The sequence below is a fragment of the Microbacterium testaceum genome, assembly GCF_006539145.1.
Taxonomy (GTDB): domain Bacteria; phylum Actinomycetota; class Actinomycetes; order Actinomycetales; family Microbacteriaceae; genus Microbacterium; species Microbacterium testaceum.
In genome coordinates this window covers 86,669-98,513 of sequence record NZ_BJML01000003.1, presented here as the reverse complement: position 1 = coordinate 98,513, position 11,845 = coordinate 86,669, and the positions used below count along the sequence as shown (strand labels likewise).

Below are 11,845 nucleotides of genomic sequence, written 5' to 3'. Positions count from 1 at the left end.
GGCGCCGCGTCAGCCGATTTCGCGCGTCAGTGCCGTCGGCGGAGCAGCCGCGACCGCGTCGACGTCCACGCGTCGTACGGAACAGCCGGCGCATCGCACGTACCGCACGCGCCCGTCGCTCGTGAGGTGCACCGACTCCGTCATCCACGCGTGTTCGTGGACGGATGCCGAGGGGGCCAGGGGAATCGTGCGCGAAGCGGTCATGGGTCCAGCGTGATGTAATGCCGTTATGCATCTCAACCCTTACGGGGAGTACGCGGTTCTCCTCGCCGCGTCGCTCGCGAACGACTGGCCCGCCGATCGAGACGGCATCGAGCGCCGCACGATCGAGATGGGCATGACGATGACCTTCCCCGTGGCATCCGACGATCACGAGCGCACCCGCGCCGTCATCGACGACTGGCTGCACGTCGTCGACGAGACCGATCCCGACGCGCGCGCGGCCCTGCTCAACGCCCAGATGGCGGCGGTGACCGCCTACCCGCGCCTCACCGACCACGACGGGGAAGGGTGGCACCTGCACTACCGCGACAGCGACGAGGCACTCCCGCGCGTGCTCGCCGCGGTGATCTCGGTCGGCACCTCGCTGCACCTCGTCACGCGCGGGATGAACCGCCTCGGCCGCTGCGCCGCCGAGCCCTGCGCGAACGTCGTCGTCGACGTGACACGCAACGGCCGCCAGCGCTACTGCTCGGTCCGCTGCGCCAACCGCGCCGCCGTGAGGCGGCACCGCGCTCGCGAGACCGCCTAGCAAACGGCATCCGGGATGCCGCGGGGATGGCGGAACACCCGCACCCCCACCTACGTTGCTGTGGGTACCGACGACAGGAGACCCCCATGGCCGACGAACTGACCGTAACCCGAAACGACGACGCCCGCCGCTACGAGATCCGCGTGGGCGACGAGCTCGGCGGCTTCCTCGAGTTCCGCGCGATCGACGACGACCGCACCGTGCTCCCCCACACCGAGATCGACCCGGCGTTCAAGGGTCGCGGCCTCGGGTCCGCCCTCGCCAGCGAAGCGCTCTCCGACCTGGCCCGACGCGGCGGCAGCGTCATCCCCTCGTGCCCCTTCGTCGCGCACTACCTGCGCGAGCACGACGTGCCCGGCCTGGTCGTCGAGTGGCCGAACGACGACGACGCTGCCGACTCGGCAGGACCCGGCGAACCCTCGTGACCCGGCTCGACGTTTCGCCTCCCGAGACCGAGGGACCGGTCGACTGCGACGGCCCGCGGGCGCTCGTGGTGGCGGCGCGAGAGGTGCCCCTGGGCGGCGTGCGCGGTATGGAGGTGCACCGCACCCTCCCCCACCGCGCGCTGCCGATGGTCGGCGCGTGGTGCTTCCTCGATCGCTTCGGGCCGCAGGACACCCTCATGCGCGTCGAGCCGCACCCGCACATCGGATTGCAGACGGTGACGTGGCCGATCATCGGCGAGGTCAGACACCGGGATGCCGTGGGTAGCGACGTCGTCGTGCGCCCGGGCGCCCTGAACCTCATGACGAGCGGCGCGGGCATCGCTCACTCCGAGTATTCGGTGGGCGAGGGGCCGATCCCGCTGGACGCCCTGCAGCTCTGGGTGGCGCTCCCCGATTCCCGTCGTCACGGCGCACCCGCGTTCGAGCGGCACGAAGACCTTCCCGTGCTCGATCTCGGCGACGGGGCCGACGCCGTCGTCGTGATGGGCCGACTCGGCGACGTCGCCTCGCCCGCGACCGTGCACACCCCCCTCGTCGGGGCCGAGCTGCGCCTGCCCGCGGGAGTCACCGTGCGCGTCCCCCTCCGCCCCGACTGGGAGTACGCGGTCTACGGAATGACGGGCACCGTCGAGGTGGTGACGGGGATGGATGCCGTCGACGCCGACGCGGCGAGACGCCCGGGATCTGCGCCGGAGGCGGGGCCCACGGCATCCGTCGATCACACTCGACTGCTGTACCTCGGAAAGGGGCGCGACCACCTCGAGCTGCGCAGCGACGACGGCGCGCGTATGTTCTTGGTGGGCGGGGAGCCGTTCGAGGCCGACATCGTCATGTGGTGGAACTTCGTGGGCCGCTCGCACGACGAGATCGTCGAAGCGCGCGAAGCCTGGGAGGGGCAGACGGCCCGTTTCGGTCCCGTGATCGACCACGGGCCCGAGCGCATCCCGGCCCCGCCGCTGCCGGCCGTGAAGCTCACGCCGCGTCGGCGCCGCGGCTGATCCATCACGCACAGCGGCGCCCGAGCCGAAGCCCGGGCGCCGCCGCGTCGATCGATGACTAGCGCAGCACGATGAACGCGCTGCTCGCGCGCGACGACTCGACCGTCGCGCTGCCGCCGTAGACCGCCTTCACGAGCTTGACCCCGCGCGTCTGCGGGTCGAGGGCGATGGTCGCCTTCCCGTCCTGCAGGGTCGCGACGTAGTCCTTGCCCGCCACGGTGACGGTCACGTCGCCCTGGGGCGCGGGACCGCTGAGCGGACGCACCTTGACGGTCAGCGTGTACGCGTCACCGGTACGACCGACCCAGGGGTCGACGGTGACCGTCGTGAACGAACCGACCACGACCGGCACCCCGACGCTGTCGGCGGTCGCCGTCAGTCCGTTGGCGGGCGAGGTCGCCGTGACCCGTACGGTGAGCACGCGGCCGAGGTCGGCGCGCTGCACGCGGTACGACGCCGAGGTGGCGCCGTTCACCGGCTCGCCGTCGCGCAGCCACTGGTACGTCGTGGTGACGTCGGCCGGGTTCCACGTGCCGGGGGTCGCCGTGAGGGTGCGCCCGAGCTTCGCGGTGCCCGAGATCGTCGGCGCGTCCACGATCGCCGGCGCGGCTTCGCCCGAGTCGACGGTCAGCACCGTCTGCACGTCGGAGTCGCCGTACCGTACGACGCCGAGGTACTGCGTTCGCGGAGCGAGCCCCTGCCACGACAGGTCGTACGAGACGGCCTCACCCTGCTGCACCGGAAGCGGATTCGGCGTGGCCGTCAGTTGTCCCTCACCGCCGGGGGTGACGTTGGCGTACGTCATGTCCCAGGTGAAGGGCCCCGTGAACGAGTAGATGTTCGCCTCGATCAGATACGTGCCGGGGGTGGGGTTCGGCAGCGTCACCCGCTCGTCGGCCGAGGCCGTCGCAGAGGTGAAGCGCTCGTAGTACCGCAGGTCGTCGGGGCTGACCACCCGCGAGACGAACAGGTCGAGATCGCTCAAGGTGTCATCCGACGAGTTCAGGTCGAAGCGCGAGAGGGTCGTCCCCTCCGGCACCTCGACGGTCCACCGCACGTATCCGTCGGCGTCACCGGAATCCTGGTTTCCGCTGTGGCCCTCGACGGGGTTGGCCGAATCGGTCAGCAACGTCTGAGCGGCAAGCCCCGACACCGTCAGAGGCAGCTCGCCGCCGACACCCGGGAGGATCTCGATCTTCGTCGAGCCCGCCAGGCCCGTTCCCGAGACCTCTGCCGGAGCCTCGGCGGTCGCGGGACGGATGGCGATGGGCGAGCGCACCTGCGTGCCCTCGCCGGTCCAGGTGAGGAAGCCGCTCGTCCACTGCTCGGCCGCGGCATCGGTGCGCGAGAAGGTCACCGTGAACGTCTTCTGCTCCCCGGCCGCACCGAACTCGAGCGTCGGCGGCTCGACCGTGGCATCCACTCCGGGCACATTCACCGAAGCCGAGAACGTTCCGGCCCGGGTCGAGGTGACCGTGCGGGTGACGGTCTGCGGCTTCGCGAGCGAGCCGATCGAGATCGACGCGAGATTGAGGTCGCTGCCGTCGATCGGGGCGACGCCGAAGTCCTCGAGGCCCTTGCCCTGGAGGAAGGCCGCCCAGTCCGCGGGACCGTTGAGGTACAGCAGGCCCGGATCGAAGTACTTCGTGGGGTCCACGTGCCCGGCGCCCTGCGCGAAGGGGTCCTGAGCGGGAGCTCCCTCGGCGTCGACGGTGTCGTACGCGGTGGTCATCATCGCGGACTTGACCTCGGCGGGCGTCGCGAGCGGCCGCTCACCCAGGTACAGCGCGCCGAGACCGGCGACGTGCGGCGACGACATCGAGGTGCCCGAGAGGAACTCGAAGGTCGGAGCGGCGCCGGGGGCGTTGGCAGCGGCGGCGAGGATCGCCACGCCGGGGGCCGACACGTCGGGCTTCAGGATGTCGCTGCCGTCGGCGAGCATGGGGCCGCGGCTCGAGAAGCCGGCGACCTGCGGCGTCGGCGTCGTCTGACCCGTCACGTTCTCGCCGACGAGGGTCGCCGTGGCATCGGCCGTGCCGCGCACGTAGGCGAGCAGGGCGTCGCGATACCGGGCGTCGATGTGCACGGTGGGCACCGAATGGAAGTCGTTGTCGACCGAGGCGGGAGTGACGTTGACGAGGATCATGCCCACGCCGCCGGCGTCCTTCACCGCCTGCGACTTCTCGATGCGCGCGTTCTGCCCTCGGTCGCACACGACGATCTTGCCGGCCGCCTTCGCGGCGTCGAGCGATCCGATGAGGCACAACGCGGCGCCCGCGGGATCGGCTCCGGATGCCGCGATATCGCCCGCGTAGACCACGGGAGCCGTCACGTCCTGGCCCTCGCGGACCGACACCGTGGCACCCGCGGCCTGGAAGCCGTCGGGCAGTTCCACGGTTCCCTCGTAGGTGGGGATCGTGGATGCCGCGACCGTCGTGTACCAGGGCGAGGCGTGGTCGGCGGTCGACGCGCCGGGGCCGGAGTTGCCGGCCGAGACCGACACGAAGACACCGGCCGCAGCGGCGTTGAAGAACGCCTGGTCCTCGAGGGAGAGCGTGGTGGTGGCCGCGCCTCCGCCGATCGAGTAGTTGATGACGTCGACGCCGTCGGACACCGCGGCGTTGATCGCGCCGAGCAGGTCGCTCAGGGCGCAGACGTCGTCCGTGGTGACGAGGGGGTCGGGACCCGCCCAGCAGGCCTTGTACGCAGCAACCTTGGCGGCCGGGGCGACACCCGAGATGGCGCCGAAGTCGATGCCCTCGACGCTCGCGTCGACTCCGTTGTTTCCCGCGGCCGTGCTGGCGGTGTGGGAGCCGTGCGCGTCGCCGTCGCGGGGCGAGCGGTAGTCCGCCTCGAAGGTGAAGCCCGTGGCGGCGGCACCCTGGTCGAAGTACCGGGCGCCGACGAGCTTGGTCGAGTAGTCCGAGAGCGACCACCCGTTGCCCTCTGCCACGCGGGTGGAGCGGAAGTCGGTGCCGTCGCCCTTGCGGAAGACGACGTCGTTGCCGTCGAGATAGGGCTCCGAGCCGGCCGTGGTGCCGAGCTGCTCGCCCGCGAAGGCGGGGTTCTCGGGCGCGATGCCGGTGTCGACGACACCGACGACGACGCCCTCGCCGGCCGAACCGATGCCACCGATCTTCTGCCAGACGCCGTCGTCACCCTCGAGGCCGAGGAACTCGGTCGAGGGGACGGCGACCGGGTGGCGGATCTCGTCGGGCACGACCTTCTGCACACCCTTGGTCGCGGCGAGCTTGGCGGCCTGGTTCGGGTCCATGCTCGCGCTGAAGCCGTTGACGGCGATCGTGTAGGTGGCATCGGGACGAACACCCGCCTCGTCGGCGACGTTCTGCTGCCGCTCCTCGAGGAAGGCGGAGTACTTCCGCGCCTGCGGGGAGTCGGCGTCGAGCCGCGCCTCGTCGGACTTCGTGGCGTCGAGGCCCGGCTCGCCGCCCTCGTACGTGGCGACGGGGGCCTCGTCGAGGACCACGATGTAACGGCCCGTCGCGGATTCGATGGGTGTGGGAGGCGTCACCCCCTCGCCCACGTCGGCAGCCTGAACGGCTGTGGCTCCGGCAACGGTGAACAGTCCGGCCAGGGAAATGGCCGCGACCGAACGCAGGGTTCGACCCATCGTGCGCTCCAAACGGGGGGATGAATTGAGCGATCTGCGCGGCAGCGGTGGCGCGCGTTGCACAAACATAACTCAGAGCGCTTTCATCACCAACGTTCAGTTTGGACGACATTCGAAGACGTCGGCATCCCGAGCCGTCCTTCCCGCGGGGCACGATCGCTCGCATCCGGTCTCTGAGAGTCGGGGTCCGTCACCCCTGTCACCCCGGTCAGCGGGTCGTCGGACCGGCACCGCGGGCGGGGGCCGCGACCCGACGACGCGTCAGTAGGTCGGCGCGGCAGGCAGTCCGAAGAACTCCTCGAGGGTCGTGAAGCCGCCCTCGTGGTAGGCGCGGGCGAGCTCGGGACCGATGTAGCGCAGATGCCACGCCTCGGGCTCGTAGCCGCTGACACTCTCGCGTCCCTCGGCGTAGCGGGTGATGAAGCCGTACTCCCAGGCGTGCTCGCGCACCCACGCGCCCTGCGGCGACCCGGCGACGTCGTCGAGCGTGCGGCAGGAGCCGTTGCAGGGGACGATGTCGACGGCCATCCCGGACTGGTGCTCGCTGAACCCCGGGCGCGCGCTCTCTCGATCAGCCTCGGCGACGCCCCCCACGGCGACTCGTCCCGCATAGGTGGACTTCTGCGTCGTGTACGAACGGTAGGCGCTGAGGTAGCCGATCTCGCCGACTCCGGCGTCGGAGGCGGCCTTCACGAGCGAGGTGAGGGCGGCCGCGGCGGGGGCGCGGACCGCGGAGTCCTCGAGGGCACGTACGTTCGCGGGCATGACGAGGTCGCCCGGCTGGTAGTCCACCGGGTCGTAGGGGCGCTGCTTGTTGACGACGAGCCACTCACGGTTCGGGTCCGAGAGCGAGACGCAGGGGGCGATCCCGGATGCCACGGCGGCACGGAACGCCTCACCGCCACCGGCCGCCGCGATGGTGGCGGCATCGTCACCCGACGCCAGGGCGGCGGTGAAGGCGGGGTCGTCGCAGGGAGTCGCTGTCGCGGCGACGGCGGCGAGCTGCGGAACGGGTATCCCGTCGTCGGCGACGGGCGGAGGGCCGGAGAGATGGTCGACGGCGTCGGGCGCCGGGCCGGGCACTCCGCCGGAGGCGGCGGCGCCGATCGCCACCGCGCACCCGGCGACGACGATCACGGCCGCGACCACCACGACCAGACGCCGCCGCAGCAGCACCGGGGAGAATCGACGGATGCCGCGCGGCCCGGGCGCGGCGGCATCGAACGCGCCGATCCGGCCACGACGCCGGCCGCGGGTCGGAGCCTGCTCGGCGGGGGCGCGCTCGTCGAACACGGCGGGGAGGGTGAGCGCCGCGGTCGCGAGCCTCTCGGCCTCGGCGCGCGCGGCGCGGCGTGGCGAAGTCTCGGGATCGTGGCTGGTCATCGACTCCATTCTCGCGCGCGCATTCTGAGCGGTCGACCCGGGTGACGGCGGGCTCGGCGAAAATCGTTCACGTTGACGATTCTCGTGGCCGCGGCGTTGCCATTTCCTAGAACATGTGTTCGACTATTCTCATGAGATGGCAGGGGCAGCAGCTGGGCGTCGACGACACAGCCGCGCTCCCGGGCATGGAACGAATGGACGGCCTCGTCCGCTCGGTGACGACCCCGGAGTTCGCCGGGATGACGTTCCACGAGGTGCTCTGCAAAAGCGCACTGAATCGCGTCCCTGGCGCCTCGGCCATGCCGTTCGACTGGACCGTGAATCCCTACCGAGGCTGCAGTCACGCGTGCTCGTACTGCCTCTCCCCGGACACCCTCATCTTGAAAGCGGACGGCCGACAGGTCCCCCTGTCGGATATTCGCGTCGGAGACGAGGTCATCGGCACCGAGAGGGGATCGCGATACCGCCACTACGTGCGAACAACCGTTCGCGCGAAGTGGACCACTCGCAAACGCCTCCATCGCGTCACCCTCGCGGATGGTACCGAGATCGAGGGCAGCGCAGACCACCGGTTCCTGACGGAGCGCGGCTGGAAGCACGTCACCGACTCCCCCGTCGCGGGCCGACAGCGCCCTCATCTCACCGTGTCGAACCGTCTGCAGGGTTTCGGAACGGGTGCCCACACCTCCGTGGAGGCGTCGGGTCCGGACTGGCGCCAAGGGTATCTGACCGGCATGGTGCGCGGTGACGCGATGATCTTTCACAAGACCTACGACGACGGGAATCGAGCCCGCGAGATCCACCGATTCCGCCTCGCCCTAGCCGATCGGGAGGCGCTCGATCTCGCAAAGGAGCTTCTCGAGCAGATCGGCATCGTCACGATGGTCCGCCCCTTCTCCGTGCCCGCGCATCGCCGACCCATGACGGCTCTTCACACGGCAAAAATGCACGATGTCGCGCGTCTCGAGGACTACATCGCGATACCGCGCTTTCGAAGCCGGGAGTGGATGGCGGGCTTCCTCGGGGGCATCTTCGACGCGGAGGGCTCGTGTTCGCGCGGGATCGTGCGAATAAGCAACGCGAACGAGGAACTTCTCTCGCTGACCGAAGAGGCTTTCGCCGCATTCCGCTTCGACGCTGTTCGCGAACCCGCTCGCCCGAACGGTGTGTCGAGTATCCGCCTTCGCGGAGGGCTCACCTCGAGACAGCGATTCTTCGATACCGCCCGACCGTCCATCACGCGCAAACTCGATGTCTGCGGGACAGCGGTCAAGACCAGCGCGGACCTGAGAGTCGTGAACGTCGAGGACATCGGCTACGACATCGACATGATCGACATCACGACGGACACCGAGGACTTCGTCGCGAACGGCGTCATCAGCCACAACTGCTTCGCTCGAAAAACTCACGAGTACCTCGACCTGGATTACGGGGCCGACTTCGACTCGCAGATCGTGGTGAAGGTGAACGTGGCCGACGTGCTACGCACCGAGTTGCGCCGGGGGTCGTGGGCGCGGGAGCCCGTGATGCTCGGGACGAACACCGATCCCTATCAGCGTGCGGAGGGTCGGTACCGCCTCATGCCGGACATTGTCGGGGCCCTCACCGACAACGGCACACCTTTCTCGATCCTCACCAAGGGCACGCTGCTTCGACGGGACCTCCCTCTCCTCGCCGAGGCCTCGCAGCAGGTGAAGGTCACGCTGGCGATGTCGATCGCCGTCTTCGACGACGCCCTCCAGCACTCGATCGAACCGGGCACTCCCAGTGCCGAAGCCCGGCTCGAAACCGTGCGCGCGGCGACCGCCGCGGGATTCCGGGTGACGGTGTTCCTCATGCCGATCATGCCGCACCTCACCGACTCGGTCTCCGCTCTCGACGACGCTCTGGCGCGCATTCGCGAGGCCGGTGCGGCGCGTGTCGTATACGGGGCACTACACCTGCGCCCCGGCGCGAAGCAGTGGTTCTTCGAGTGGCTCGAACGCGAGCACCCGAACCTCATGTCGTCGTACCGCGGGCTCTACCCGGGAGTCTCCACCTCGGCGCCGAAGGCCTATCGCACGTGGCTCGGCAAGCGCATGCGACCGCTGCTGCGCATGCACCGCCTCGACGGGTGGGACGAAGACGATCACCCGCGCGGCCGCCCGCAGCCGGGGTTGGCCGCCCGCACACCGCCTGTCAGCAGCCTCGGACCCGTTCACCGCACCGGGGTCCCGGCATCCGGTCGCCCCCGCGTCGCGCCTGCGAGCGAGCCGACCCTGTTCTGACCTGCCGATTCTCGCCGCGGGAAACGCGCAAAGCCCCCGTCGCGGAGGCGACGAGGGCTTTGCGGGAGGGATCTACGCGTCGACGTTCGACAGCTGACGGCCCGACAGCTCCTCGAGCACGTCGTCGCCGAGCGCGGTCTCTTCGAAGGGGGCCTGGATCTCGGCGCGATCGAGCAGCTCGGTCATACGACGGCGGCGCTGGCGCGTGATCAGGGTGACCACGGTGCCCGCACGACCCGCGCGACCGGTGCGACCCGAGCGATGGAGGTACGTCTTGTACTCGTCGGGGGCGTCGGCCTGGATGACCAGGTCGATGTCGTCGACGTGGATGCCGCGGGCGGCGACGTCGGTGGCGACGAGCACGTTGACGCGACCCGAGGTGAGCTTCTCGAGGTTGCGCGTGCGCTTCTGCTGATTCAGGTCGCCGTGTAGCGCCACGGCGGCGATGCCGGCGTCATCGAACTGCTCGGCGAGCATCTCGGCATAGGCGCGAGTGCGGGCGAAGACGAGCGTCTTGCCCTCGCGATCGACGAGCGAGTCGAGGATCTGCGCCTTGTCACGGTGCTCGATGACGAGGACACGGTGCTCGATGGTGCTCGAGTCCTGGTCCTCACCGGCGACCTCGTAGACGGCCGGCTCGACGAGGAACTCGTCGACGAGGGCCGCGACCTCGCGGTCGAGCGTGGCCGAGAAGAGAAGCTTCTGGCTGTCTTTTCTGGTCGCGCGGAGGATGCGCTGCACGGGCTCGAGGAAGCCGAGCTCGCACATGTGGTCGGCCTCGTCGAGGACGGCGACCTGCACCTGCGAGAGGTCGAGCTTGCCCTGATTCAGCAGATCTTCGATGCGGCCGGGGGTGCCGATGACGATATCGACGCCCTTCTTGAGCGCACCGACCTGGCGCGCCTGGGGCACGCCGCCGTAGATCTGGGTGGTGAACAGGCCGACGCTGCGCGCGAGCACCTGCACGGTGCGATCGATCTGCAGCGCGAGCTCGCGCGTCGGGGCCAGGATGATCGCCTTCGGAGCGCGAGCGAACTCGCGACGCTGGCCCGCCTGCGAGCGCAGGATGCTCTCGACGAGCGGCGCACCGAAGGCGATGGTCTTACCCGAGCCGGTGCGGCCGCGGGCGAGGACGTCGCGTCCCTCGAGGATCGGAGCGACCGTGGCCGCCTGGATCGGGAAGGGGCTCGCGGCACCGAGACCGGCGAGGGCGCGGACGAGGTTGTCGCCCAGACCGAGCTCGGCGAAACCGGCGCCGGTCACGGTCGCGGCATCCACGGCCTCGGCCTGCAGGCGCTCGTGCACCACGTCGACGCGCTGCTCGTGCTCGGCCGAGCGCTGCGGAGTGTTGTTCCAATCGCTGCGGCTCGGGCCGTCGTTGCGGCGCGGGCGGTCATCGAAGGAGCGCGCCGGACGGTCGCTGCGGTCGAACGAACGGGCGGGACGGTCACTGCGGTCGAAGGAGCGCGCCGGACGCTCACCGGCGTCACGACGGGGACGCTCGTCACGATCGAACGAACGCGCGGGACGGTCACTGCGGTCGAACGATCGCGCCGGACGGTCACCGGCATCACGACGCGGACGCTCGTCACGATCGAACGAACGCGCCGGACGATCGGTGCGGTCGAACGAACGGGCGGGACGGTCACTACGGTCGAACGAACGAACCGGACGCTCACCGGCATCACGACGCGGACGCTCGTCACGATCGAACGAACGCGCGGGGCGATCGGTGCGGTCGAACGAACGCGCGGGACGGTCACTGCGATCGAAGGAGCGCGCCGGACGGTCATTACGGTCGAACGAACGCGCAGGACGCTCACCGGCGTCACGACGGGGACGCTCGTCACGATCGAACGAACGCGCCGGACGCTCACCGGCATCACGACGCGGACGCTCGTCACGATCGAACGAACGCGCCGGACGATCGTTCCGATCGAACGAACGCGCGGGGCGGTCGTCGAACGAACGTGCGGGACGATCGTCGCGCGCCGAGGTGCGGATGTCGCGGGCCTGGGAACGGCCAGCACGGTCGGAGGCGTTCCAGCGACCCTTGCTGGGGGTGGTCTCCGTCTCGGGCCGGTAGCCGCGGTGGCTCGGGCTCTTGCTCCCGGGCTTCGCGGGTGCCTCGGCGCCGGGGCGGCGCTTGCGGTCCTGGAACGAGGTCTGAGCGCCGTAACGGGGCTCGAAGTTCTTGGCGGCGCGGCCGCCGGCGGGCTTCTTGTTCTTGGGCATGGGGAAACTTCCTGGGTTCTGTTTGCGCGAAACAGCGGCGCCGCTCGTGGCGGTGCGATACCCGGACTTCCGTCGGCCGGGGGCCATTCACTAGAGATGGTCGAGGCCGCGATCGCGTCCTGTCCATCGGCCCC

General features: G+C 70.1%; 8 protein-coding genes. 4 read left to right on the top strand and 4 right to left on the bottom strand.

Annotated elements, in window-relative coordinates; genetic code table 11:
* Positions 1 to 9: 9 nt before the first annotated feature.
* The gene (locus MTE01_RS06780; protein WP_116238745.1) at positions 10 to 204 is read right to left on the bottom strand and encodes a hypothetical protein; all 195 of its coding nucleotides are present in this window, start codon (positions 202 to 204) and stop codon (positions 10 to 12) included.
* Between the two features lie 25 nt (positions 205 to 229).
* On the opposite strand from MTE01_RS06780, the gene MTE01_RS06775 reads away from it, so the two are divergent.
* Genes MTE01_RS06775 through MTE01_RS06765 form a run of 3 tightly spaced genes read left to right on the top strand, consistent with a single transcriptional unit; the run spans position 230 to position 2,195 of the window.
* On the top strand, positions 230 to 751 hold the full coding sequence (locus MTE01_RS06775) for a CGNR zinc finger domain-containing protein (RefSeq protein ID WP_103206905.1): 522 nt from the start codon (positions 230 to 232) through the stop codon (positions 749 to 751).
* A 26-nt stretch (positions 752 to 777) separates the two neighbouring features.
* Entirely contained in the window at positions 778 to 1,176 is a 399-nt protein-coding gene (locus tag MTE01_RS06770; RefSeq protein WP_368845307.1) for a GNAT family N-acetyltransferase, read from the top strand.
* The gene (locus MTE01_RS06765) at positions 1,173 to 2,195 is read left to right on the top strand and encodes a pirin family protein (RefSeq protein ID WP_141376487.1); all 1,023 of its coding nucleotides are present in this window, start codon (positions 1,173 to 1,175) and stop codon (positions 2,193 to 2,195) included. The genes MTE01_RS06770 and MTE01_RS06765 overlap by 4 nt, the downstream gene beginning before the upstream one ends.
* A 58-nt stretch (positions 2,196 to 2,253) precedes the next feature.
* Here the strand turns inward: MTE01_RS06765 and MTE01_RS06760 are convergent, their stop codons facing one another.
* Positions 2,254 to 5,826, bottom strand: a complete 3,573-nt coding sequence (locus MTE01_RS06760; protein ID WP_170210638.1) for a S8 family serine peptidase — start codon at positions 5,824 to 5,826, stop codon at positions 2,254 to 2,256.
* A 261-nt stretch (positions 5,827 to 6,087) separates the two neighbouring features.
* The gene (locus MTE01_RS06755; protein ID WP_141376483.1) at positions 6,088 to 7,209 is read right to left on the bottom strand and encodes a D-alanyl-D-alanine carboxypeptidase family protein; all 1,122 of its coding nucleotides are present in this window, start codon (positions 7,207 to 7,209) and stop codon (positions 6,088 to 6,090) included.
* Between the two features lie 131 nt (positions 7,210 to 7,340).
* Here MTE01_RS06755 and MTE01_RS06750 point away from each other — a divergent pair, with 131 nt between their 5' ends.
* A complete protein-coding gene (locus MTE01_RS06750; protein ID WP_218026334.1) occupies positions 7,341 to 9,476 on the top strand; it encodes an intein-containing Rv2578c family radical SAM protein in 2,136 nt (711 codons plus the stop codon).
* A 72-nt stretch (positions 9,477 to 9,548) separates the two neighbouring features.
* Here the strand turns inward: MTE01_RS06750 and MTE01_RS06745 are convergent, their stop codons facing one another.
* Positions 9,549 to 11,711 (bottom strand): DEAD/DEAH box helicase, encoded by a 2,163-nt coding sequence (locus MTE01_RS06745; RefSeq protein ID WP_141376481.1) that lies wholly within the window; start codon positions 11,709 to 11,711, stop codon positions 9,549 to 9,551.
* Between the last annotated feature and the right edge of the window lie 134 nt (positions 11,712 to 11,845).